The sequence below is a fragment of the Alteromonas sp. KUL49 genome (assembly GCF_006538345.1).
In the GTDB taxonomy this organism is placed as follows: domain Bacteria; phylum Pseudomonadota; class Gammaproteobacteria; order Enterobacterales; family Alteromonadaceae; genus Alteromonas.
Window position 1 is genome coordinate 229,392 of sequence record NZ_BJKL01000006.1, and the last position, 25,352, is coordinate 254,743.

General features: G+C 45.7%; 24 protein-coding genes and 1 pseudogene. 8 read left to right on the forward strand and 17 right to left on the reverse strand.

Features of this window, described 5'->3' with window-relative positions:
• Positions 1 to 75: 75 nt before the first annotated feature.
• From EYS00_RS12445 to EYS00_RS12460, 4 genes are all read right to left on the reverse strand, one after another.
• Complete coding sequence (locus EYS00_RS12445) at positions 76 to 954, reverse strand: sugar phosphate isomerase/epimerase (RefSeq protein ID WP_130637037.1); 879 nt, start codon at positions 952 to 954, stop codon at positions 76 to 78.
• Between the two features lie 76 nt (positions 955 to 1,030).
• Positions 1,031 to 2,218, reverse strand: a complete 1,188-nt coding sequence (locus EYS00_RS12450; RefSeq protein WP_130637039.1) for an NAD(P)/FAD-dependent oxidoreductase — start codon at positions 2,216 to 2,218, stop codon at positions 1,031 to 1,033.
• Between the two features lie 57 nt (positions 2,219 to 2,275).
• Entirely contained in the window at positions 2,276 to 2,848 is a 573-nt protein-coding gene (locus EYS00_RS12455) for a LysR substrate-binding domain-containing protein (RefSeq protein ID WP_130637041.1), read from the reverse strand.
• Entirely contained in the window at positions 2,817 to 3,188 is a 372-nt protein-coding gene (locus tag EYS00_RS12460) for a LysR family transcriptional regulator (RefSeq protein ID WP_130637043.1), read from the reverse strand. Before EYS00_RS12460 ends, EYS00_RS12455 begins: the two co-directional genes overlap by 32 nt.
• Before the next feature lie 369 nt (positions 3,189 to 3,557).
• On the opposite strand from EYS00_RS12460, the gene EYS00_RS12465 reads away from it, so the two are divergent.
• Positions 3,558 to 4,388 (forward strand): mechanosensitive ion channel family protein, encoded by an 831-nt coding sequence (locus EYS00_RS12465; protein WP_130637045.1) that lies wholly within the window; start codon positions 3,558 to 3,560, stop codon positions 4,386 to 4,388.
• A gap of 7 nt (positions 4,389 to 4,395) precedes the next feature.
• Here EYS00_RS12465 and EYS00_RS12470 read toward each other — a convergent pair whose 3' ends face one another.
• From EYS00_RS12470 to recG, 7 genes are all read right to left on the reverse strand, one after another.
• The gene (locus EYS00_RS12470; protein ID WP_130637047.1) at positions 4,396 to 5,436 is read right to left on the reverse strand and encodes an ABC transporter ATP-binding protein; all 1,041 of its coding nucleotides are present in this window, start codon (positions 5,434 to 5,436) and stop codon (positions 4,396 to 4,398) included.
• On the reverse strand, positions 5,436 to 6,956 hold the full coding sequence (locus EYS00_RS12475) for an iron ABC transporter permease (protein ID WP_130637049.1): 1,521 nt from the start codon (positions 6,954 to 6,956) through the stop codon (positions 5,436 to 5,438). The genes EYS00_RS12470 and EYS00_RS12475 overlap by 1 nt, the downstream gene beginning before the upstream one ends.
• Entirely contained in the window at positions 6,953 to 7,987 is a 1,035-nt protein-coding gene (locus tag EYS00_RS12480) for an extracellular solute-binding protein (RefSeq protein ID WP_130637051.1), read from the reverse strand. Before EYS00_RS12480 ends, EYS00_RS12475 begins: the two co-directional genes overlap by 4 nt.
• Positions 7,988 to 8,023: 36 nt before the next feature.
• Positions 8,024 to 8,821 carry a hypothetical protein gene (locus EYS00_RS12485; protein WP_130637053.1) on the reverse strand — a complete coding sequence of 266 codons (798 nt, stop codon included), beginning with the start codon at positions 8,819 to 8,821 and terminating at the stop codon, positions 8,024 to 8,026.
• A 171-nt stretch (positions 8,822 to 8,992) separates the two neighbouring features.
• Positions 8,993 to 9,466, reverse strand: coding sequence for a peroxiredoxin (locus tag EYS00_RS12490; protein ID WP_130637055.1), 474 nt, complete (start codon positions 9,464 to 9,466; stop codon positions 8,993 to 8,995).
• A 9-nt stretch (positions 9,467 to 9,475) separates the two neighbouring features.
• A complete protein-coding gene (locus EYS00_RS12495) occupies positions 9,476 to 10,243 on the reverse strand; it encodes a class I SAM-dependent methyltransferase (RefSeq protein ID WP_130637057.1) in 768 nt (255 codons plus the stop codon).
• Positions 10,236 to 12,308: an ATP-dependent DNA helicase RecG gene (gene recG, locus EYS00_RS12500; protein ID WP_130637059.1), complete on the reverse strand. Its 2,073-nt coding sequence runs from the start codon at positions 12,306 to 12,308 to the stop codon at positions 10,236 to 10,238. The genes EYS00_RS12495 and recG overlap by 8 nt, the downstream gene beginning before the upstream one ends.
• Before the next feature lie 332 nt (positions 12,309 to 12,640).
• On the opposite strand from recG, the gene EYS00_RS21200 reads away from it, so the two are divergent.
• Complete coding sequence (locus EYS00_RS21200) at positions 12,641 to 13,855, forward strand: flagellin (protein ID WP_130637061.1); 1,215 nt, start codon at positions 12,641 to 12,643, stop codon at positions 13,853 to 13,855.
• A gap of 23 nt (positions 13,856 to 13,878) precedes the next feature.
• Here the strand turns inward: EYS00_RS21200 and EYS00_RS12510 are convergent, their stop codons facing one another.
• Positions 13,879 to 14,115: a hypothetical protein gene (locus EYS00_RS12510; protein ID WP_130637063.1), complete on the reverse strand. Its 237-nt coding sequence runs from the start codon at positions 14,113 to 14,115 to the stop codon at positions 13,879 to 13,881.
• A 232-nt stretch (positions 14,116 to 14,347) separates the two neighbouring features.
• Between EYS00_RS12510 and EYS00_RS12515 the strand changes: the two genes are divergently transcribed.
• The 3 genes from EYS00_RS12515 (at position 14,348) to EYS00_RS12525 (ending at position 17,495) form a co-directional block, all read left to right on the forward strand.
• The gene (locus EYS00_RS12515) at positions 14,348 to 15,724 is read left to right on the forward strand and encodes a DUF1800 family protein (protein ID WP_130637065.1); all 1,377 of its coding nucleotides are present in this window, start codon (positions 14,348 to 14,350) and stop codon (positions 15,722 to 15,724) included.
• A 3-nt stretch (positions 15,725 to 15,727) separates the two neighbouring features.
• Positions 15,728 to 16,885, forward strand: a complete 1,158-nt coding sequence (locus EYS00_RS12520; protein WP_130637067.1) for a DUF1501 domain-containing protein — start codon at positions 15,728 to 15,730, stop codon at positions 16,883 to 16,885.
• A 178-nt stretch (positions 16,886 to 17,063) separates the two neighbouring features.
• Complete coding sequence (locus EYS00_RS12525) at positions 17,064 to 17,495, forward strand: globin family protein (protein WP_130637070.1); 432 nt, start codon at positions 17,064 to 17,066, stop codon at positions 17,493 to 17,495.
• 53 nt (positions 17,496 to 17,548) lie between these two features.
• Here EYS00_RS12525 and trmH read toward each other — a convergent pair whose 3' ends face one another.
• From trmH to gmk, 5 genes are all read right to left on the reverse strand, one after another.
• A complete protein-coding gene (gene trmH / locus EYS00_RS12530) occupies positions 17,549 to 18,268 on the reverse strand; it encodes a tRNA (guanosine(18)-2'-O)-methyltransferase TrmH (RefSeq protein ID WP_130637072.1) in 720 nt (239 codons plus the stop codon).
• Between the two features lie 3 nt (positions 18,269 to 18,271).
• Positions 18,272 to 18,658, reverse strand: coding sequence for a RidA family protein (locus EYS00_RS12535; RefSeq protein WP_130637075.1), 387 nt, complete (start codon positions 18,656 to 18,658; stop codon positions 18,272 to 18,274).
• A gap of 39 nt (positions 18,659 to 18,697) precedes the next feature.
• Positions 18,698 to 20,806, reverse strand: coding sequence for a bifunctional GTP diphosphokinase/guanosine-3',5'-bis pyrophosphate 3'-pyrophosphohydrolase (spoT, locus tag EYS00_RS12540; RefSeq protein ID WP_130637077.1), 2,109 nt, complete (start codon positions 20,804 to 20,806; stop codon positions 18,698 to 18,700).
• A gap of 145 nt (positions 20,807 to 20,951) precedes the next feature.
• Positions 20,952 to 21,224: a DNA-directed RNA polymerase subunit omega gene (gene rpoZ / locus EYS00_RS12545; RefSeq protein WP_130637079.1), complete on the reverse strand. Its 273-nt coding sequence runs from the start codon at positions 21,222 to 21,224 to the stop codon at positions 20,952 to 20,954.
• A gap of 105 nt (positions 21,225 to 21,329) precedes the next feature.
• Positions 21,330 to 21,971, reverse strand: a complete 642-nt coding sequence (gene gmk, locus EYS00_RS12550) for a guanylate kinase (protein WP_130637081.1) — start codon at positions 21,969 to 21,971, stop codon at positions 21,330 to 21,332.
• Between the two features lie 207 nt (positions 21,972 to 22,178).
• Here gmk and EYS00_RS12555 point away from each other — a divergent pair.
• From EYS00_RS12555 to EYS00_RS12565, 3 genes and pseudogenes are all read left to right on the forward strand, one after another.
• Positions 22,179 to 22,851: pseudogene (locus EYS00_RS12555) on the forward strand (alpha/beta hydrolase).
• 614 nt (positions 22,852 to 23,465) lie between these two features.
• Positions 23,466 to 24,404, forward strand: coding sequence for a hydroxymethylbilane synthase (gene hemC, locus EYS00_RS12560; protein WP_130637084.1), 939 nt, complete (start codon positions 23,466 to 23,468; stop codon positions 24,402 to 24,404).
• On the forward strand, positions 24,405 to 25,121 hold the full coding sequence (locus EYS00_RS12565; RefSeq protein WP_130637086.1) for a uroporphyrinogen-III synthase: 717 nt from the start codon (positions 24,405 to 24,407) through the stop codon (positions 25,119 to 25,121).
• Positions 25,122 to 25,352 lie beyond the last annotated feature (231 nt).

Genomic DNA, 25,352 nt, shown 5'->3' on the forward strand with positions numbered 1-25,352 from the left:
TGCTTTGCTTTGTAATTATTTATGGTTCAACACGTTCTTGTTATATCAGGTAAATAAGAGAAATACGAATTGAGACTACCCTTCGTCTATTGCCGCTTTCAACCCATTAAATGATGCTTCTACTGACTCTAGTGGCGTCATTCCTTCTGGGTATTCCTCTTGTTCAACGACAATCCACTGTGCGCCTGCGTATCGGTGTGCAGCATCTACAAAAGCACCCCAATCAGATTCATCAGTACCAATGATTATCTTGGTATCGGCAGGTACTGTACTCGGTTTTCCTTGGTATGATCGTCGTTTGAAATGAGAGGTTAACGTACGACCTGGATATTTTTTAAACAGTGCAATGGGGTCAAAGCCCGCGTATATCGCCCATCCAATATCTAACTGTAATATAAAATTTGATGGGGTATTTTTGGCGAGATAATCCCAGAACGTTTCATCGTTGAACGGTTCAAACTCCTTGGCATGATTGTGATATCCCAATTGCATACCCACTCGCTCGAGAGAGGTGGAGATAGTCAGCAAATCAGCAATGAGTGCATCTATTTCTTCAGGATTATTAACGCGTTTATCATGAGGAATAATCACGCTTTTTGCGCCCAATGCTTTGAAGAAAGCAATATTGCGCTCGCCCTTCTCTCCCATCAACTGAGGAAGGCCCGCATGCATACCGCTCACTTCCAAACCTAGCTCGTCAAGAAATGCTTTAAGGCCCTCAGGATCATCTTGAAACTTGCCATATCTACCAGCAAACTCAACACCATCGAATCCCATTTCAGCAATAGCGCGAAGCGTACCTTCAAAATCTTCACTTAGCTGATCTCGAACAGAATGCAGCTGCACAGAGATTTTGGGAGAGGCGCTTTCATTGGGCGCAGCCATCACTGAAAAACAAGGCAATACCACGAGTGTGCTAACGAGGAAAAACCAGATGCGTTTTAATACGTTCATAATGATTGAAGTGGAGTTAAGGATTACCCAACAGTAACACAATCAATCAAAAATAATCACATTAAATTAAAAACAATCAAGCAACCTGACCTGCGGCCCAACCTGAACTCCACGCCCATTGGAAATTGAAGCCGCCTAGCCAACCTGTTACGTCGACGACTTCACCGATGAAGTAAAGGCCGTCTACATCTTTAGCCATCATAGTTTTAGACGATAGAGCATCCGTGTCTACGCCACCCAAGGTAACTTCTGCGGTACGATAGCCTTCGGTGCCATTCGGCTTGATTTTCCATTCTTGCAGCGTATCTGCAATTTCACTGCATTCGGCGTGAGAAAGCTGTTTTACCGGTACGTTACGCCATCCATTTAACTCAATGAAGCTTTGCACCATACGTTTGGGAAATACCTTGCCTAAACAAGTAGCCAGTTGTGCATCGGGGTTGTTGGTGCGCGCGTCTTCAATAAGCTCGCTTGCACTTTGGGTAGGCATCAGGTTTATTTCTACTTCATCACCCGGTGTCCAATAAGAAGAAACTTGTAACATAGACGGGCCGCTTAAACCTCTGTGGGTAAAGAGCATGGCCTCTTTAAATGACGTGTTATTGCACGAGGCAGCTACATCAACGGCAATACCGCTGAGTTCCGCAAGTACCGATTTATCTTTTTCATGCAGCGTAAATGGAACGAGCGCTGCACGAGTGGGAAGCACGGGTAAACCAAATTTTTCCGCTATTTGATAACCAAAGGGTGACGCACCGAGCTTAGGCATACTTAAGCCGCCCGTCGCAATGACCAACGACTTACATTCATACATACCTAATGACGTGTTCACCACAAAACCTGATGCGACTTTTTCTACGGATAATATTTCACAGCGTGTGGTAATTGTGACATCTGCTTTAGCGCATTCACTCTCGAGTAAATTAACAATATCTTTCGCAGAGTCGTCACAAAATAGCTGTCCTAAGGTTTTCTCGTGATAAGCAATACCGTAGCTTGCTACTAATCCAATAAAATCCCATTGGGTATATCGACTGAGTGCCGATTTACAAAAATGCGGGTTATTCGATAGAAAGTTATCAGGCTCTGCATACATGTTGGTGAAGTTGCATCGACCACCACCTGACATAAGAATTTTGCGGCCGATCTTTTTAGCGTGATCGAGCACTTCAACGTTGCGCCCTCGAGCTCCCGCTTGCGCAGCGCAAAATAGCCCAGCGGCTCCCGCTCCAATGACGATGACATCACGCTTGATTACTGACACTTACTAACCCTTCTTGCTATCACTATGACTACAGGGCTGGATTATACGTTATTTCACCTATATGGCTTCATTAACTAAGTGCTCTTTTATCCAATTACTGAAAATTTGTATGCGTTTTTGCTTGGGCGAGTTTTTAAGTGATACCAAATGTGATTTCCAGCGAGCGGGATGAGGTATATCACTGAGTTTGACCAATTGCCCTGAACGCAGATAACTACCCACCATAATGTCAGACGCCAACATAGCGCCATGACCAGCGAGTACTGCGCTTAATGACAAGTCACTCGATGTGACCAAGGTTTTTTGCAGCTTTTTCGGTGTGAAACTCACACCGACATGCTCAAACCAAGACTCCCAATTAACTACGCTTTCACCTTCCAAGCTCAACAAACGGACTTTCAATAGGTGTTCAGGGTGATGAATACTCAGCCGAGATTGCAGTGTTGGCGTACAAACCGGATAACAGGCATCATCGCCAACAACGTCTACGTTCAATAACGGGCTTTTGAGCTTTTCAGTGGTGGTACTAAAACGCACAGCAAGGTCAACTTTCCCTTCCCGCAAGTCCTCTACATGATTAGAGCCCTGCACATTCACATTAATCTGTGGATATTGCACTGAAAAACTCATACAACCGTGGCACCAACCATAAAGCACAGAAGGCCTGAGTAGAACTTACCGTAAGATCGCCTTCAATAGGCTCTTCTTGCACTTGGTTTAGCCCGTGAACAACTTCTGAAAAACCTTTCTGACAGGCTTGTAAGAGCGTATGGCCTTGAGGAGTCAGCTCCATTTTTCGTGCCTTGCGACGAAAGAGCGACACCCCGAGGTTCTTTTCTAGCTGTCGCATTTGTTGACTCACTGCAGCCTGCGACACAAACAACTCTTGAGCTGCACGACTATAGCTCTGGTGTCTAGCGGCAACTTCAAAACACAAAAGGTTGTTTAGCCAGCGTAAACGCTTATCCATAACCAAAGAATAAAATAAGATTAACTTATATTACAGATTAATTCTTATCGTTGGAGATGTATACAAAGAACGCACAAAATATCGGCATGTGAACACAACAAAGGAAATGTGACTATGCTGATTCAAAATGCAGATAACTCCCTCAATGAAAGACAGAAAGCGCCTACATTGCAGATTAAAAAAGATAGTGTGATTACGAAGGTTAATCGGTATCTTGCCAAGTTATGCCATAACCTGAACTTATCCGGATGGAGCCAATTCAAGTAGAATCAACCTAATTGCAAAAAACTTAGAATAGTGTTTATCGTGGTTTGCGCTAACCTATGCATAGCGACAAATGAAACCCGCATCTTTAAAAGGACACGTACAATGGAAGAGTTTTTTGCTTCACTAGATATTAATCAATACTTACCTGCAGCACTAGCATGGGCAACGAACATTCTGCTGGCACTAGTGATTTTAATAGTGGGTATATGGGTTGCCGGCAAGGCCTATAAAGGAATTGTGGCAATCGCTAATCACTACCCACAATTGGATGACACGCTGTTTAAATTCTTTGGCAGCGTTGCTCGCTATACAGTGCTGGCATTTGTAGGTATTGCCGTGCTTAACCGCTTTGGTGTTCAAACTGCTTCGATAATCGCATTATTGGGCGCTGCAGGTTTAGCGGTAGGTTTAGCACTTCAGGGCACTCTGTCGAACCTTGCCGCAGGCGTAATGCTATTGATTTTCCGCCCGTATAAGGTCAATGACTTTGTCGATGCTGCAGGGAAGTTTGGTAAAGTTACTGAAATCGACATGTTCACCACCATACTGCAAACCTTTGACAATCAGCACATTATCATTCCAAACAGTCAAATTTGGGGAGAGCAGATTATCAACCACTCACACCACAAACAGCGTGGTGTAGATATGCATTTTGGTATTGCTTACAACGAAAACATTGAAGAAGCCAAGGCGGTTATCAATAAGGTTTTGGCAGACCATCCCCATGTATTAAAGGAGCCAGTGCCCTTCGTCGAGGTTGAAACGCTTAATGATAGCTCAGTGGACTTTCTCGTTAGGCCATTTTGCAACGGCGAGCATTATTTTGACGTGTTGTACTCAGTACCAGAGCAAGTGAAAAAAGCCCTAGACGACGCCAACATAGAAATTCCGTTCCCGCATCGTAAAGTCATTGTGGTCAACGAGGACAGTTAACTCAGAGTTATTCGCCTGATTTCTCAACAGGTGAAAAGGCAGCCAGGGGATGAGTGGTGGTTAATGACAACACTGCTCGTTCGCCAGGCTTAATGGCGTTTTCGTGGCTAACTCTTACTTTTAACTGTGCACCTGTATCGAGTGTTACTGCGTACAATCGACTTTCACCTTCAAAGCGTACCCAATCAACGGTGCCATTTCCCTCGCCATTAACCGCATCTGATGCGGCTGTTAGTGCTAGATCGTCAGGCCTCACTAACAGATCAACGCTATCAGTGGGGTCATCGATAGGCGTACCTAATACAGTACCGATTTCAGTTGTCACCTTGCCATTGCTGAGGCTACCAGGAATAAAGCTCGCTTCTCCTAAAAAGCGTGCGACGAATCGACTGGCTGGTGCAGCATAGCAAGTTTCAGGTGTATCAATTTGTTCCAAAATGCCTTTATTGAGTACACCAACTCGGTCGCCGATGGAAAGCGCCTCGTCTTGATCGTGCGTTACCCAAATAGCCGGAACTCCAGCTGCTTTTAGCGCTTCCCGAATCTCCCAACGCAGACTGTCTTTTAGTGCTGCATCAAGGTTTGATAAGGGCTCATCCAGCAATACAAAAGAAGGTTCATGAGCTAACGTTCTTGCTAGCGCAACCCGCTGTTTTTGACCACCAGAGAGCCGAGCGGGCTTGGCGTCGCGAAATGCTGACAATCCAAGTAAGTCGATCCAATGATCAGCAAGCTTGGTGTCTTTTAAGCGAAAGCAGATGTTTTGCTCAACAGTAAGGTGTGGAAACAGTGCAAAGTCTTGAAACACCATTCCCACATTGCGTTTTTCTGGCGGCACATGTTTCGCTGCTGACGACGTCCAGTTACCTAACTGAATTTGTCCCTCTGAGATAGGAATAAGTCCGGCTAACGCTTGAAGTATGGTGGTTTTACCGCATCCCGTGGGACCCACTAGCATCAGGATTTCATCGCTACCCAAAGTAACATCTAACTGGTTAACAACGGTGGTACTTCCGTAACGCACGGTCAGGCCGTTCACATTCAACATTAGCGATCTTTTTCCTCAGAAACTGAAAAGTTACTGCGCCCCTCTCCGGAAAGCATTAATACTAATCCCAATCCAGACAGGAGTACCAATAGCAAACCTGGTACTGCAGCGCGCCCAAAATATCCCGCCTCGTAAACGCGCCATAAGTAGGTAGCTAGTGTTTCAAACCCAGTGGGCCCTAGCATGAGCGTGGCAGGTAACTCTCGCATAGCTTCAAGAAACACCAAAGCCGCGCCAGCAATCATGCCCTTTAAGGTCAGCGGTAAGGTAATACGCATAAATGCTTCACGGGGACTGGCGCCTAACACCCGAGCCGCATTAATTAATCCAGAATCTAGATTCTCGGTGGTGGTTCTTACCGTTCCGACGGCCAAGGGAATGAATCTAAGCACATAAGCTGCAACAAGTAACCCCAAGGTTTGATACATAAATGGGATTTGCAAGCCAAGGTAGACGAGTGCTGTTCCCATAACGATGCCAGGCACGCCAAAACCAAAGTAGGTAGTACGCTCCATAATGCGTCCAGCTTTACCTGCAACCGCAGCCTGCGCCACAGGAATGGCAAGCACGACTGCCACGATTGCCGCTAGCACCGACGCATAGGCGGAGTTAATGGCAAACTGGAACTCAAAACCACCAGCGCCTTCGCGAACAAGCCACAACAAGAATATTCCCAAGGGCATAACAATCGCGAGAAACACAACGGGCAAGCTGGCCGCTAACATAAGATTGCGCTGCCATGATGCTGGCCATAATGAAAGGTGTCTGCCCGGACGTTCTTTATTTACGCCAATACGTGACTCGATAAAGAGGATCAACACAACAATCAACATCAATTGTAAAGACAGCATCGCCGCCTGACTTAATCCAAAAGCATTGTATTCAACAAAAATAACACGGGTAAACGTATCTAACCCCATGATAGCGGGTGTACCGAAATCAGATAAGGCATAGAGGGCCGCAAGTAAGGCCCCTGCTGCAATACTGTTTTTTACCCGAGGAAGTACGATGCGCCATAAGCTTTGGGGTAGCGATAGTCCCAGAGTTCTTGCAGCATTCACTAAGCTACCATCTAGACTTAGCAATGAAGCACGGGTTGTCATCATGACGAATGGATAGGTATACAAGGACATCACTAGCGCCGCGCCCCATAGACCATTGACAGCTGGCAAAGTAATACCAAGAAGGTTATCAATTTCTCCACCACGTCCAAAGGCAAAATACAGGGCAAATGCACCGAGGTAACTCGGCAATGCCAGAGGTGCAGCAAGTAGTACTAACCAGAAGCGCTTAAAAGGCATTTCTACATAAGCCATTAGTATGGCTAAAGGTACACCAATGAGTAGAGAGCCTAATACGGTAAGACCCATCAGTGCCAGTGTATTACCTAGTACCCTTAGATTATGAGCATCGAACAAAGTAGACGTATCTGAAGCAAGCGAGACGAGCACGCCTACGGGCAATATGGCAATAAGCGCTATGACTAGCGCGAAAGGATAAGATTTAGGCCAGTTTGTCACAGTACGCCGACTTTTCTCATTAAGTTTAAGGTTGGGCGCAAATCAGCGAGCTTTCGAAGGTCTAATTCTGGTGGTGCTATTGTGTCTAGAGACGGCAGTGCCGATGGCGCACTAACACCATTAACCAACGGGATCTCGTAAGCCTCTGAGGCGAGGTATGATTGTACTTCGGTGGTCAGTAGATATCGGATGAAGTTAGTGGGAAGGTCACCTTCACTCAAAGCTACAATACCTGACGCGTTGACCAAACAACCCGCATCACCCTTGGTAAATGCAAGATCTACATTGGCATCGGGTTTACCCGACTTTAAACGCAACGTGTAGTAATGGTTAGCAAAACCTAGGTCAACTTCACCTCGTTCAACCCCCATAACAACGCCTAATTCGCCTGCGTATTTTTTAGCGTTTCGGCTCACACCTTTTAACCAATCAGATGTTGCCTTTTCGCCCTCGAGCAAACGCATCGCTGTTACGAAAGATTGAAAGGATGCATACGCTGGCGCCCAGCCAATTGCAAGGTCACTGTCCGCCAGAGCCATCACGTCGTCAGGGATTTGCTCTGGCGTAAGGCGCTGGGTGTTATAGGGTAAGGTACGAACTCGCCCAGTCACAGGCGACCAACTAGGGTACTGAAACCCTGCTTGTAACTGCGACTGCAAATCTGACGGTAATGGCTGCGCTACTCCAGCATCAGTAACAAGACCAATAGAACCTGTATCTACTGCCCAAAACAAATCAGCTCTACGTACGCCCGCTTTTGCCTCAGCAACTATGGTATTTGCCAATGCCGCTGATGCACCGCGACGAATTTGTAGATTTAAATCTGGGTTCCGCTTTTTTATCGCGTCGAGTACATTCTCGTACAAGCCGCCTTCGCCACGACCAAGATACAAAGTAAGATCGCCAACTAACTTAGGGAGTTGCTCAACAGATACTGAGGGCATGGCCGACGCAGCGCTGAAGACACTCATTGGAACGCCAGCAAGTAAACCTGACGCCGCTAGTCCCTGAAGAAATGTTCTGCGCTGCATAGTAGCCCTTAGCTTTTAGCCATTAATAATTGGCGTTTAAAATACGTCTCTGCGTTGTTGCTCTGCGGCTTCGAGAAGTCCTTTTGCAACATCAATCTTGTCCTGCATAGACTCAACTACGCTTCTCACCGCGTCCACGCCTTTGTCTTGGCTGATGGCTTGAGGAAGCGTTACGTTAAAGTCTTTTTCGAGATCTTCAACAAGGTCTGCGTTTAGCGCGATAAGTGCGCCTTCAACACCTTCAAAACGTTGCAGGTAGGTATCGTGAACCAAGGTGGTAGCAACTTCTGTCAGTTGCTCGGCATATTTTGCCACCACTCGGTCAAGGCGTTGTTTGATATCTTCTAGCACTTCAGGTGCTGTCGTAGGCTCGGATTCAGTGGTTTGCACTGCAGCAACCAAGCCTTTCTTTTGATACTGGGACGCAAGTTTAACTGCACCTAAAGCTTGCCACAAGGCTTGATTCAGCTTGTCTTGCTCTTGTCGAACTAGGTTAATGTCTGAACCATTGTCCATAGCCATTTTTACGCCATAAATTCCTTGCCAAATTGTGGCATAAATAGGCACATATTGAGTTTCGATAGCTGAGTGAAAATCTACTTCTTCCCAGTATTCGATCAAAGAATCGGAATCTACACTCTCAGGTTTTGCTTCATAGGCATTTACTACACTGTCGTATTTTCCTACCAGCCACTGTACTTCTTCATTGTACTCTTTCAGGTGGGCGTGAAGGTTGTTTACATGATCACCAATTTCACCATTGGCCGATACCTGACCTGTAAATACTGATATGGCGATTGCTGACGCGCTCAACAGTGCGGTAAATTTTTTCATTCTTTCTATTCCTCTATCATTTCCCTAAATGATATTAATTATCATTAACCAAGTAAAGATAACCTTTGGTTTAAGTCTACGTATCTGAGGGATATTTGGTTTTTGAAAGGATAGCTGTGTAGATTAGATGCGAGCCAGTAATGCTCTGACTCGCGTTGGATTTATTTATTGTTACAGGCTATCAAGCATTGCTTGAGCATCACTGACTTCAAATTGGCCAGGGTCTTCTACGTTTAATTGCTTAATGATTCCGTCTTCCAACAACATTGAATAACGCAGTGAACGAATGCCACCAAAATCACCCGTATTCATATCAAGTCCAATCTGGCGGGTAAAATAACCATTGCCATCAGCAAGCATCATGATTTCATCGGCATTATTAGCTTCGCCCCAGGCATGCATTACAAATGCGTCGTTAACTGAAAGACAAATGATGAGGTCTACACCTTTTTCTTTGATCTTATCGGCCAGAGCAACATAACCCGGTAAATGAGACTGTGAGCACGTTGGTGTAAATGCGCCAGGCAACGCAAACATTACAACGCGTTTGTCTTCAAAAATCTCATCAGTTCTATAATTCTTAACCTTACCATCTTCCAAGATAGTAAATTCTACTTCTGGTAACGCGCTTCCCACTTCTATCATGACGCTCTCCTAATTCTTGTTACATAAGTATACGTCAAACCTATGTTTTTTACTTTCTATTGCCATGGTCGGGTTAATCTCAGCCAGTACGCTTGCACTGTTTGGCCGTTTTACAACAACCCTCGCATTAGCGAGCGATAGTGCGGGTGCTAGCAACGCATCAGCATCGGGGTCGTGCCCCAACAAATGCTGAAAAATTCGCATCTCTTTTTTAACCAAAGCAGACTTTTTTCTATGAGGAAACATGGGATCTAGGTAGATGGCATCCACGTCACCATCCTTCCAGTATTGCATTACCTCTGCGCTATTTCCATGATGAAGTGTCATTCTCTCGGCAAGTTCAGGGTATTCAATAGCCAATCGGCGTATACCATCTTCCAATAAGGCAGCCACCACAGGGGATCTTTCTATCATACTCACATGGCATCCCACAGACACCAAAACAAAGGCATCTCTCCCCAGCCCAGGTGTAGCATCAACCACATGCCAATGCTCCGCACCTTTCAAGCCAATAGCTTTCACGATAGCCTCTTTTTTACCACCACCATGAGCTTTACGATACATGCTCGCGGGAGAGGCAAAGTCCACAACGACGGGGTTTACTTTTTTCTCTTCTCCGTCCACAAGCCCGAGGGTGCCATCTACAACCTCGAGATACAGTGTTTGCGGGCTATCATCGATAATCGGAAATGACCAGTGCTCACTGATCTGGCGGCCGAGCAAGGCGTCGTTTGGAGCGCTGTCACTCGCAATTCGCAAAGGAATAAGTTTAGGCATGACCATATTGTTCTTTGTGTCCTATCCAGCGATTAATGATAGCCTGAGCATGAGATGGATAACTAGACCAGAGTGTATTGGCGATATCCTGTACTTGAGGGATCAAGTAGGCATCACGCATTAAATCGGCAATCTTCAATTCTGCCATACCCGTTTGGCGAGTTCCCATAAACTCACCTGGACCTCTTATTTCTAAATCTTTTTGTGCAATATAAAAGCCGTCATTTGATTCTCGCAACACACCTAAACGCTGAGTCGCCGTTTTGGATAGCGGGCTTTGGTACATAAGCACGCATTGGCTCTCTACCGCACCTCGACCCACGCGCCCTCTTAGCTGATGCAATTGAGCTAGCCCAAGTCGTTCAGGGTTTTCAATGATCATGATACTGGCATTGGGCACATCAACTCCGACTTCGATAACAGTAGTTGCCACCAATAAATCTAAATCACCCGCTTTGAAATCCGCCATTACCTGTGCTTTTTCAGCGGCTTTTAGCCGACCATGTACCAATCCGACTTTCAAATCGGGTAATGCTGTACGTAAAGTCACGGCCGCATCTTCAGCAGCTTGACACTGAAGCACCTCTGATTCATCAATGAGTGTACATACCCAGTACGCCTGGCGGCCGTTTTCTTTACAGGCCGTTCTCACCCTTTCAATAACATCTGCCCGCCGAGTGTCTGGTAACACAACGGTAGTCACTGGCGTTCTACCCGGCGGTAACTCATCAATTACGGAAGTGTCCAAGTCAGCATAGGCCGTCATTGCCAAGGTGCGAGGAATAGGCGTTGCTGTCATGATAAGTTGGTGAGGAAAGCGACCTTGTTGCTCGCCTTTTTCGCGCAACGCTAAACGTTGATGCACGCCAAATCGATGTTGTTCATCAACAATAACCAAAGCGAGATTTTGATAGGTGACTTGCTCTTGAAAAATGGCATGAGTACCTACCAACATTTGAATGTCACCATTTTCTAATCTGCTGAGCACTTCGTCCCGCGCTTTTCCTTTGAGCTTCCCTGCCAGCCAACCGACCTCGATACCCAGTGGCTCCAGCCATCCTCTAAAATTGTTTGCATGCTGTTCCGCCAACAATTCTGTAGGAGCCATTAACGCTACCTGATAGCCCGCACCAATAGCAGACAGTGCCGCAAGTGCTGCAACAAGTGTTTTTCCAGAGCCTACATCCCCTTGGACTAAACGCATCATGGGTCGTGGGTTCACCATATCCTGCTGAATATCAGTAACCACTCGCTGCTGTGCGCCTGTGGGAGAAAAGGGTAATTGTGCGAGCATTTTATCGATCAAAGTTTGGTCAACAGCTATTGCAATACCGGGCTGTGCATCTGATTGCTTGCGCACTTTGAGCACACTCAAATGATGGGAAAGTAATTCTTCTAAAATCAAGCGATACTGTGCCGGATGTTGCCCCTCTTCTATATCGGTTAAATCAGTATCTGCTGGCGGGCGATGCACTAGCATCAATGCTTCAATCAAACTAATTTGCTCGTCATACAGACCTTCAGGAAGAAGATCAGCTAGCCCACCGTCTTGCAACATCTGCAACGCTTGGTCGGTAAGATTACGCAGCGTAAGTTGTTTTACACCCTCTGTGGTGGGGTAGACAGGCGTCAAGGCTAGCTCTTCTAATTCAGCATCTTTGTCGACTAGACTGAACTCCGGATGCATCATCTCTAATCCGAATTTTCCAGTACGGATTTCACCGAAGCACCGCACCGTATTTCCCGGTGTCATCATTGACCGCTGAACAGCACCAAAATGAAAAAAGCGCAGAGTGATAGTGCCGCTACCGTCACTGACTTTAACCACAAACATGCGCTTTTTGCCATATTGAATGTCGGCGCTCTTCACTTCGCCTTGAATACTCACGTGAGTGAATGGACGGCACTCAGCCACAGCATATATGCGCGTGCGGTCCTCATACCGATGAGGTAAGTGGAACAAAACATCTTGAACCGTGAATAAACCCAGTTTATTGAGCTTTTCAGCCACTTTTGAACCTACTCCCTTAAGTGCCGTGATAGGAGTAGCAGCAAGTGATTGCATGATACGGGCAACCTTAAATCAAACTTATGATTTCACTAGCAAAGAGTGTAAAGGATTGCGCCTGTATTAGCGAGACTGATTATGGACAGGTATACAGTGCTTATGGCTAACAACCTCCCCAATAAAGTCCGTAATCTATTTTCTAAACAAATCTCAACAACTGACGATAAGGTAATATTCCGTGGGTTCGCGCTCGCCAACATATTCCTCAGAAGAGACTGTCGAACAACATTCGCGCGCGGAAAAGAATCATCGTCGATAGTTTTGCCTTTGGATATTAATCATAAAAAATCAGGCAGTTATAATAACAATATGGAAGTGATACGTAGATAATGAGCTTGTTTGTCAACACGAATATTTCGTCGATGAATGCGCAACGACAGATATTTAATTCTCAAAAAGAACTGTCTACTGCGTTCGAACGTCTGTCTTCTGGTTTTCGTATAAATAGTGCGGCAGATGATTCGGCTGGGCTACAAATCTCAGATAGAATGACGTCTCAAATTCAAGGGTTAAACCAAAGCGTGAGGAACGCTAATGATGGTATATCTCTTGTGCAAACGGCGGAAGGTGCACTAGCTGAAGTCACAACAAACCTTCAAAGACTCAGGCAGCTCTCAGTACAGTCTCAAAATGGCATTAATAGCGACTCCGATAAACAAGCGCTGCAACAAGAAGTGACTGAACTATTGGCCGAAATAAACAGAATTTCGTCTGACACTCAATTTGCGGGCAAAACATTATTGGATGGTATGTTCAGCTCTACTTTTCAAGTTGGCGCGAATGCCGGACAAAAAATTGATGTTGGTTTGACGCAATTTTCAGGGGCCGGTTTTGGTACTGATGGACTGGGCATTACTGGACTAGATGTCACGACTGATAGTGGTGGCAGCTCTATTGCACGCTCCGACATTACTTTCACTCAGTCGCCCTCTACACTGGCTTTTAACGAATATTTTGCGTTCGAGTTTCCTTTAACTACGACTTCGGCGCAAGTGCTGATTTCTTCTGACGGCGGTGATACGTTTTCGGTGGTTAATGTCAGCTTTAACGCCAGCATCGGTGATGCGGTAAACAACACCACAGATGCATTAAACGCTGCCTTAGGCAGTAACCTGTTCTCTCCCGGCGCCGCAGAGGTTGTTTTTGACAATGGTTCCTCAGCAGACAATATACAGGTAGTCATTAATACCGACGAAACCGAGATTAACTCTACTTTTCCGTTTACATCAAGCTTTGGGACAGTGACGTCGAGTGGGTTTGAAGAGCCAGATGCGGGCCCTTTGGATACGATTGATGGGGCACTATCGCGCGTTGGCTCGGTTAGGGCTGAACTTGGGGCTACGCAGAATCGATTTCAATCTACGATCCGCAACTTATCTAACATCGCTGAAAATCTCTCTAATTCCCGCAGTCGAATACGTGATACCGACTTCGCAGAAGAAACAGCGAGCCTCAGTAGTAATCAAATTATTCAGCAAGCAAGCACGAGCCTACTCGCTCAAGCGAATCAGCGACCACAAGCTGTGCTCTCCTTACTGGGGTAATCGCCAAAAATTGATGTTAATCATCATTCAACCACGCCCGTTTGTATGCCATTAATGGTTGTACAAGAGCATGACATTCCTTTCATTTCTTGCTGTGCAAGTGGACAAGAGCTTACTGGCGAGCAATCAGGGCAAGTATTAAGTCTACAAATAGAACCCAGCTGTAATTCGGGTCGCATGTCATCATTTTGGTCCATTGCCGAAGGGCTATAACACCCAGTGATGAATACCAGCAACATGATGATTATTCCGTATTTCATTGGTTATCCTTTATCGATATACATTTACTTCGCAGAGTTTGGTTATTAAGCCGAGCACTATTTCTGAGAATTACGACCATATTTTGAGCAAAAAATTCACTACTTTTTCATTATGAGCGTTATAAAGTTAGTGACCAATGATGCACAAATTGTAACCATTGTCGCTAGAGCGTGTCGGCTCAGTGTTATATGATTGAAGCAATAGTTTCAGCATGATTCGACACCTTTGAATATGGCAAATCAACTAGCCCCCCACCAACTCGCTTATAGAGCACTCAATCGATTTTCGATTGGTGCGAAATCTGGCGAATATGCATCAGCTCTTACTGATCCAATGGGCTGGGTTAAAGCGCAGCTAGATGAGGCATTGCTACCCTCGTTGCTTGCTCCAGAAGTGTCGTCTCAGCAATTACTCGCTCAAGTACAGCTACTACAAAAACAAAAGAGAGCTGAGAGAGATGGTCGAGAAGCCCCCATTGATCCCATCACTCACAAGCCTTACGAGCGCGTTTCAAACAAGCTACCCATAGATACATTCAATCGCTTTAATTTCTCTCTCATAGAAGCACAAATGAATACCTCTAACGGTGTGCTTTTTCGGTTACTCGACTTTTTCTCAAATCACTTCAGCGTGAGTCGTGGTAGCGATGTAATGAAAGTACTCTCTGTCACTTTTGAGCGAGAGGCCATACTACCTCACATACTCGGCCGCTTTGACTCTCTGCTTATAGCCGTTGAACAACATCCAGCCATGCTAGTTTACCTAAACAACGAGCGTTCATTCGGCCCCAACAGCCCCAAGGGTAAAAAAAGTGGTTTAAATGAAAATTTAGCGCGAGAAATTCTTGAGTTGCATACCCTTGGCGTCAATGGGGGGTACACACAAAGTGACGTAACTGAAATGGCCAAAGCCATTACAGGGTGGAGTATCGGTAATAGCAACAATGGAGAAATAGCTGGTTTCGCATTTCGTAAACAAGGTCACGAACCGGGAAGTAGAACGGTGCTCGGCAAAACCTTTGTCGAAGGGGGGCAAAGCCAAGGCGAGGCCGTGCTTTCGATGTTGGCCAACCACCCATCTACAGCAAGGCATGTCTCAACAAAGCTCGCCCGCTACTTTATTGATGACACTCCCCCTATGGAAGTCGTAGACGCCATGGTCGATACCTGGTTAAACACAGGAGGAGAACTTACCAGCGTTCTGAACACATTAATTTTTCATAACCTAACTTGGCAATCTCAAGAGATGCAATTCAAAACGCCGAGAGAGTTTATGGTTTCGACGCTGCGTGCATTAGATACTTCTACCGTTGAAGAAAAGTTAACCATTCCTTGGTTGCGGCGCTTTGGACAACCACCATTAGAAGCCAACTCTCCGGCAGGGTACAGTGACTTTGATTATGCGTGGGACAGCTCTTATGCGCTGCTCACCCGTGTCGATTGGATTGATATGCTTACACGTCGAGTTCCCTTAGATATCGAAAGCTTGATGGTTAACACAGGCGCAGCATATTTCCCGCCACAACGATTAATGCAGATTGAAAACGCTGGAAACCGAGAACTATCCGCATCCCTCATGCTACTCAGCCCTGACTTTCTCTATAGGTGATTCATGGATAGACGTGCATTTTTACATTCTTCCTTAGCATCGCTTTCACTGGTATCAAGCCCATTAACAGCGTCTACCGTTTCAAATTCTGAAGTAATGCGAAGACCATTTATTTGGGTGATTCTGCGTGGAGCGACTGATAGCCTTCATTCTCTAATTCCATCCTTTGAGAGTCGCTTAACAGAACTGAGACCAACGCTTCATAAAGACGCGCTAGCGGATGCTTTACCCTTAGACAAAGGCTTTTTACTGCATAAAGAACTCAACTTCCTACACACTTTGTATGGTCAAGAATCACTTCTCCCAGTCGTAGCGGTGGGAAGTGGGTACAAAGCACGGTCGCACTTTGCAGGACAAGATTACTTAGAGTCAGGACTGTCCCGTGCCAAAATTGACTCAGGCTGGCTAGCTAGAGCTGTTAAAGCCAGAAATACCAATGCGCTAGCAGTATCCATGAGAGTACCTATCAGTTTGCAAGGGGCAAGTGACAAAGTTGATACCTGGTATCCCACCAAGCTCGGTAAGTCCAACGACAATTTACTTTCAGCGCTTTCTACTATGTATGAAGGTCATGACGAATTGTCTTCTAAACTGCAAAAAGGCCTTGAAACACGTAGCATTGTTCGCGGTGAAGTAAGCTCTACCAAGCGTATCGACAATTTTGCAGCGATTTGCCGCGACTGTGGCATTTTTTTCAAACACAGCGAAGCACTGCAGGCTGCCGCCATAGAATTAAATGGCTGGGATACCCACCAAAATCAAAATCAACGCACTGCAAATATGAATAAAAAGCTCGATAATGGTTTAGCTGTGTTGAAAAAAGAGCTTGGTGATTTGTGGGAAAGTACCGTCGTATGCGTCGCCACTGAGTTTGGCCGAACGGTTAAAGAAAACGGTACACAAGGTACTGACCATGGTACAGGAAGTCACATGTTCTTTTTAGGTGGCGCAATCAATGGTGGAACGATTGCTGGTAAATGGCCAGGGCTTGACGAAACCTCTCTTTTTCAAAAGCGAGACCTTTTGCCCACTTCAAACACCTTTGGATGGATAGCAACCGCGCTCAAGCAACATTGGGCACTGTCTGATGATCAAGTAACTAGCATATTTCCTAATCAAACTGGCACAAGTATGCAGTTGATAAGGCGAGAAAACACATAGCACGTTGACCACTTACCATTTGCACCGCTTTAAACCAAAGCGTATTGTCTTGGCGCATGTTTGCCTTGTTAACTTCACGGGTTAAAACCGTAACCGTTTGTAATTATTGAACAATGCCAATTGGTATAGAGCTTGAATCGAATTTGTAATGCACTTTCAATGAATTAAAGGATTAGTCATGACTCCCGAAAAAATCGCCTTAGTACAAACTTCTTTTAAAAGTGTTGTTCCCATTGCAGATACCGCTGCTGAATTGTTTTACGGGCGCCTTTTCGAAGTTGCACCAGAGGTTAAGCCTATGTTCGATGCGTCGAACATGGAAGAACAGGGTAAAAAGCTGATGAAAACCCTAGCGGTAGCAGTTATTGGGTTATCTGACCTTCCGGCAATCGTTCCTATTGTGCAACAACTCGGTGTAAAACACTTGGATTACGGTGTTGAGCCCGCGCATTTTAGCCCCGTAGGAGAATCGCTACTCTGGACATTAGAAAAAGGTCTTGGAGAGGCGTGGAATGAAGAGTTACTCGATGCATGGACGGAAGCGTATACTTTACTTTCAAACACCATGATCGATGCAATGGAAAAAGCTAAAGCAGAAGCGTTAGCGTAATATGTGAGAGATGCAAGAATACAGAACTTTCTTGCATCTCACTAAGCGACGAATTACTTGCTCGCTTCGTCTTCTTTTAATGCAGACAGAGCATCTTTAGACATCTGCATTTGCTGCCACCATGATTCATCCGCAGCGATATGACCGTTTTCATCAATAGGTGGATAGGGAACGTCTTTGCGTTTGCACATATTCACTAGTCGAGGATAGCCACCTTCAAACAATAGTGTTTGACACTCTTCTTCGGCAAGGTGCTGCTCGTTGTACATCCCTGCCAGCTCACGCTGGCGCTGGGCTTCGTAAAGTACAAGGGCTGCTGCTACAGATACGTTTAGCGATTGCACCATACCTACCATGGGAATAACAATGTCTTGATCGGCCATAGCAATGGCTTCGTCGGTAACACCGTATTTCTCCTGACCAAATAGCACAGCGGTTGGCTTGGTGTAATCTATCTCTCGAAAATCTACGGCCTTCTCAGAAAGGTGAGTCACAAGGACTTGCATTCCCTGACCTTTCAACTCACCAATAGCTTCGCCAATAGTATCGTGGTTAGTTTGACGCACCCACTGCTGGCTACCCATCGCTGTGCCGCCGCGAAGTTTGTACTTGTCTTCCCACACGGTATGTACTCTGTGTATACCAATGGCATCACAGGTGCGAACAACCGCTGAAACATTGTGAGGTTTATGTACGTTCTCAAGACATACTGTTAAATCAGTCTGTCGTTTAGCCAACATATCTCGGATACGCTGGTACCGCTCTGGTGACATAACTTACTCCGGTAACTCCATAACGCCATCTATTTCAATCTGAGCACCTTTTGGAAGTGCTGCCACCTGAACAGCAGCGCGCGCTGGATAAGGCTGACTGAAATACTGGCTCATGATTTCATTTACCGTAGCAAAATGAGAAAGGTCAGTAAGGAAGATATTTACCTTTACTAGGTGATCGGTAGAACCACCCGCTGCTTCACACACAGCTTTGATGTTTTCAAACACTTGAACTGCTTGCTCTGCAAACACGTCAGACACCATCTCCATGGTTTCGGGTACCAGTGGAATTTGACCAGAAAGATAAACAGTGGTGCCAGCTTTAGCAGCTTGGCTGTAAGTACCAATAGCGGCAGGTGCCTTATCAGTATGAATAATAGACTTAGACATAATGCATCCTAAAAATAAAAAAGCGCGATAATGATCGCGCTAATGTCGAGACTGGCTATGACGAGACACTTTCTGAACCTCTTGCATGGTGCGAATTTTCTTCATTACCCGTGCAAGATGAACGCGATTGTGGGTAGTCAATTCAATATCAATAAAGTAAATATTACTCTCTTTTTCCTCAGTCTGCAGACCAATAATATTTGAGTCACAGCCAGAGATCATATTAGTGAGCGTAGCAAGGGTACCTTGGTGGTTGAACAACTCTATTCGCAATGACGCTTTAAATTCGCCTTGAGGCTCACTGTCCCATTGCATAGGCAATACGCGCTGGGGCTCTTCTTTGGTCAGTTTGCGAATGTTGTTACAACCGGTTTGGTGAATTGTCATTCCGCGGCCAGGACTAAGTACCGCAACAATTTCATCATCAGGAATTGGATGGCAGCAACGAGCGAAATTAACCAACAGACCTTCAGTACCGCGAATGGCCACGTTACCTTTGCGATCCTCTACGTCTGATGATTCACCAATCAAACGTCGTGCAACAATTGCGCTGAGTTCGTTACCTACACCGATATCAATTAACAAGGCATCAAAATTATCGTGCTTGGTTTCCGCTACAACACGGTCGATGTCTTCTTGGGCAATATCATCTAACTTCACGCTTCCCAGCGCATGTCGAAGTAAGCGATTCCCCATATTTACCGCTTCTTGAGAATGTTGTTTACGCAAATACTGGCGAATATGGGTTCTTGCTCGAGCACTTACTACAAAGTTTAGCCAGTTCGCGTTTGGCTTCGCCTTAGGTGAAGTAATAATTTCTACCGATTGACCGTTTTCCAGTGGTTTACTCAAGCTGTAGTTTCTGCGCTCTACGCGAACACCCACACAGGTATCACCCACATCTGAATGCACGGCATAGGCGAAGTCCACTGCTGTTGCGCCCATAGGTAGCTCGATAATGCGGCCATCAGGCGTGAATACGTAGATTTCGTCGGGGAATAGATCTGTTTTCACCGACTCGATAAATTCAAAAGACGAGCTGGCAGATTGCTGCAGCTCGAGCAGCGATTGCATCCACTTACGGGCGCGAAGCTGAGCTGTGGTGCCGCTATCACCTGGTTCTTTGTATAGCCAATGTGCAGCAACCCCTTTGTCGGCCATGTGATCCATTTCAGTAGTACGAATTTGGATTTCAACAGGAATACCGTGTGGCCCAATCAACGACGTGTGCAAGGACTGATAACCATTGGTACGAGGAATAGCGATGTAATCTTTAAAGCGATTCTCAATAGGTTTATATAAACCGTGCATTGCACCAAGGGCGCGGTAGCAACTATCAACAACATCCACCACGATTCTGAAGGCGTATATGTCCATAACCTCGTTGAACATAAGCTCTTTGTTCTTCATTTTGCGGTAAATGGAATACAAATGCTTCTCTCGCCCTAACACATCAGCCTTGATGTTGTTGGACTGGAGCCGAGTTTCTAACTCTTCGCGAATATTCTCAATGATTTCTCGGCGGTTACCTCGTGCCTGACGTACTGCTGACTTCAGCGCTCGATGACGCATGGGATACATGGCTTGAAAACCTAGGTCTTCAAGTTCATTTTTAATATCGTGAATACCCAATCTATGGGCAATAGGTGCGTAAATTTCGAGAGTTTCAAGCGCTATTCTTCGGCGCTTATCAGGGCGAAGCGCACCCAAGGTACGCATGTTGTGCGTTCTGTCTGCTAGTTTGATGAGGATGACTCGAATATCTTGAACCATAGCCATCATCATTTTGCGGAAGTTTTCAGCCTGTGCTTCTTGCTTACTGCTGAAGGCAATTTTGTCGAGCTTACTTACGCCTTCTACCAACTCAGCTACGGTATCACCAAACGCTTCTGCCAAATCTTCTTTGCTGTAATGGGTGTCTTCTATTACATCGTGAAGCAGAGCCGCCATGATAGTTTCATGGTCAAGGTGCATATCGGCAAGAATGCCCGCTACTGCAACCGGATGCGTAATGTATGGATCACCGCTTGAACGCATCTGACCATCATGCGCTTCTTGCGCTAAAACGAATGCGTCCTGCACCAACTGAACTAACTCAGAAGACAAGTATTCAGTGACTTTTTGTTTCAAACCTTCAAACAAATACACAGTGCGATGAAATTCCTATTATTTACCCATTATTAAGAATACGTAGATTTATGCGTGAAGCCAAGCAAACAAAGAAAAGCGCCAGTGCTTTTTCACGGCACTGGCGCTCTATTTGACGTTACTGCCCCTCAAATGAGGGAAAGTCTTACTGATCAGATAAAATGTTAGCGACAGATGCAAACTCAGCATGTTCTTGCTGCTGTTGTTCACGGATCTCGTCTTGCTCTAGCGTGCTAGCAGTCACTAAACCTTCTTCGATTTCGCGAAGTGCAGTAACCGTTGGCTTGTCGTTTTGCACGTCAACCATAGGATCTTTACCTTCAGTAGCGATTTGACGCGCACGACGTGCAGCTACCAATACTAGGTCAAAGCGGTTACCAATTTTATCTACGGCGTCTTCTACGGTTACGCGAGCCATGTATTTCTCCGAAACTAGGTTGTGCAATTAAATTCAAAAGGCCGCGTAGTATACACTGTTGTATACCGCGATCCTAGCGGTTTGTGTGATTTTACACCAACAAGATCAAGGCTTTTTAGTCAACTCAGCAATTAGCGAGCTATGACGCATACTCTGCTTTATGGTTCGTACCCGTTGTGCGGTGACAATTCCATGCAACTCGCCAAGTGCCGTATCAAAATCATCATTGATGATCAGGTGATCAAATTCATCATAGTGGATCATTTCATCCACCGCTTTACTCATTCTTCCCGCAATCACTTCTTGAGAATCTTGACCGCGATTGTTTAAACGCTCATTCAATACATCGAGTGATGGGGGGAGAATAAAAATACCGCAGGTATCTGGCAGTACTTCCTTCACTTGACGGGCACCTTGCCAATCAATATCCAAAAATACATCAATGCCCTTATGCAGGGTTTCCTCAATGGTAATTCTAGAGGTACCGTAGTAATTGCCGAATACTTCAGCCCACTCAAAAAACGCACCTTGCTCTATTAACGCCTCAAATTCTGTCTTGTCGACAAAGTGATAATGCTGACCATTTACCTCACCGGGACGAGGGGCACGTGTTGTGTGTGAAACAGATACTTGCATTGGATTAGCAGCATTTGCGCCATACTTTTCCATTAACGCCTTAATAAGACTAGATTTTCCTGCACCAGATGGTGCAGCAAGTATAAAGAGGTTACCTAATAACGAAGCCATGTATGCGAATATTTTTCAGATAAAGGGTGAATTCAAGCGCTAATAGTAGCATATTGAACGCATAAGCCCTACGGCACGTTTAATGTTAAATGCGTATGATTTTCATTAACTTAAATCAACGTAACTAAACTGTCAGCCAAAAATAAAAGTGCGAATTGATCGCGACATATGGCTAAAAAAGAGAGACACAAAAGGAACACACAAAGCATGACACCGACTCAACTACCCTACGTCGATATCACTCCAGAACAACCAGCTGATGCATGTGTGATCTGGCTCCATGGATTAGGTGACTCCGGACATGGCTTTGCCCCCATAGTCCCGGAACTGAAACTTCCAGAATCAATGTCAGTTAGATTTGTATTTCCTCACGCTCCAGAGCGCCCTGTCACCGTAAACGGTGGCATGCGCATGCGTGCATGGTACGACATTAAAACCCCTCGATTTTGAAAGCAGAGCAGATTTAGATGGCGTACTGACGTCGGCAGCTATGGTAGAAAAGTTGATGGATGCTGAAATCGCCAATGGCATCGCCCCAGAACGTATTGTGCTAGCTGGATTTTCACAAGGCGGTGTTATTGCGTTGCACTTACTACCACGCATTACAAAGAAAATTGCGGGCGTCATCGCGCTATCGACTTATATGTGCGAACCCAGCCGCTTACCTACGGAAGCCACTGACACCAACAAGTCTACGCCAGTAATGATGGCACACGGCGACCAAGACGAAGTGGTTCCCGTGTTCATGGGCAACGCCGCCTATCAAGCCCTCAAAGACAATGGCTTCAATGTTACATGGCAAACCTACACCATGCAGCACAACGTATGCATGCAAGAACTCAACGACATTTCAGCATGGCTTCAGAAGGTATTGGCTTAATCTGAATCTCGCGAGAGTAGGCGAATTCATTCCAAACACGCTGTGAACCCATCCTTGGGCGCTCTGTCGCCGCATCCTTGCGGCGAAAGGTTTGTAATGAATTCGCCCACTCTCACTGTAGTTACCATACTCATATGCTCTATACATACTGAACCGAGTTGAGTAGTAGTTATTCCTCGAATCTTCCCTTTTTCGATTTCTGAAAAGACGTCTATTTAAATGAGTTGGTAAAGTACTCTCATTATTCCGAAACCAAGCACCGACGAGATTAGCAAGTGCCTATACGGGATGAACCAATATCCCGAATTCATCATCATTAGTACCCAGCAATGGTTGAAAAAAGTTTGAGGTGTAAGGGAGAGTCATAAGCAAAATGTCACTGGCATGGATGCCAGTGCCAAGCCTACAGGGAAGTATTTACGGCGTTTTTGCGTTGGCTCCCCTTGCATCTCGAACTTTGCAGCGGTGCTGTTACAAAACCAAGGATGGGTTCACAGCGTGTTTGGAATGCACTCTCATTCTTGGTGTAAATCCGCACTAGTTGTTTGAAGTCAATGCGCAAGTGCTAGGTTTTTTGTACACTATGGCAATCGTCTATATGCTGCAGGACAATCATGACAGACACTCAAGTTACTCGCACAATTCGCATTGCTACGCGAAAAAGTGCCCTTGCACTTTGGCAAGCTGAATATGTAAAAGCCAAATTACTCGAAGCGCACGCTAATATTGCGGTAGAGCTCGTTCCAATGAGTACTCAGGGAGATAAGATCCTTGATACGCCTTTGGCCAAAATTGGCGGTAAAGGGCTTTTTATTAAAGAACTTGAAGTGGCGATGCTGGAAGGCCGTGCGGATATTGCAGTTCACTCGATGAAAGATGTACCTGTAGCATTTCCTGAAGGTTTTGGTTTACACGCTATTTGTGAGCGAGAGAATCCGTTTGATGCGTTTGTGTCGAACACCTACGAAAACTTGGACGCCTTACCACAGGGTGCAGTGGTGGGTACATCTAGCCTTCGCCGTCAGTGCCAGTTGAGAAAACACCGCCCCGATTTGGTTATCAAGGACCTTCGCGGTAACGTCAATACTCGCTTAGCCAAGCTAGATGCTGGTGAATACGACGCTATAATTCTTGCCGCCGCCGGCCTTATTCGTTTAGAGATGCAAGACCGCATTCGCACAGAGCTGCCAGAGGCTATTTCATTACCTGCGGTTGGACAAGGCGCTGTGGGTATTGAATGTAGAGATGACGATGCAGAGCTTATCGCCCTGCTCGCTCCGCTTAATCATACTGAAACTAATACCCGAGTCACTGCAGAGCGTGCGATGAACGCTCGGCTAGAGGGTGGTTGTCAGGTGCCCATTGGCAGTTTCGCTACGTTATCAGAGGGTACTGTCACACTAAACGGTATGGTAGGAAAGTCTGATGGCAGTACCTTGCTATATGCCACTGTGTCGGGTGATGTGAAAGATGCAGAGAAAGTCGGTATTGAAGTGGCCGAAGAGTTATTGTCACAAGGCGCGGGTGAAATCTTAAAGGCACTTCACGACTAAATGTTCATCCTAACTCGCCCGTTACCCAAACTCGCTGCCAGCCAGCAAGCGTTTGAGGACGCGGGCGTTCCCTGCATTGGCGTCGCCACCACCGACATTCAACAACCTAATGACGTTTCCGCTCGTATCCACTCGGCGTTTTCGCAACATGCGACCATTGATGTGGTTATTGTTACTAGTGTATACGCCGTTTCACCAATACTGACCAGCGGTATCAACCTCAATGCGATGCAGATCATTGCTATTGGCACAGCCACCGCCCACGCACTCAAGCAAGCGCTGCCAGCGCATAATATTTTAACGCCTTTATACCATACGTCTGAGGGTATACTCAGCATGCATCAACTTGATGGTAATACCAGTAAACAAGTGGTTATTATGAAAGGAGAAGGTGGAAGGCATCATATTGCAACTACACTTAATGAACGTGGTCACAGTGCAATAGAGTGTAACGTATACCAACGCATAGATTTGCCAACGCCAGTGTTTACAAATAAGTGGAAAATTAGCGACGTTAGCGGCATTATCGCTACCAGTGAGCATTTAGCAAAACAATTACTTAACGCCGAAAGCACACTGGCTAACTTACCTTGGCTAACCATAAGCCAACGGGTCGCAGACGCGTTGCGCGAGCAAGGAATTAACTCGGTGGCTGTGTGCAATGGCGCTACAGACAACGCACTTATTGCCTGGATAAAGGACAATTGGGAGTATTAAATGACCGATAAGCAAGAAACGGGTCTTCAAACCAGCGTATCTTCACCTATGGATAGTAAAGACTCTACAGTTTCAGCCCCTACCCCAACAGCCCAAAGCACCCCCAAAAAACGGCTAAGGGTAACGGCACAGGCTTATTATGGCTGGCCTTTAGTTTTCTGTTTGTTTGTATTCTCACGCTCGGTGGTGGTGCATATTGGTATTACACTCAAGCCACTAACCAAGCTCAGT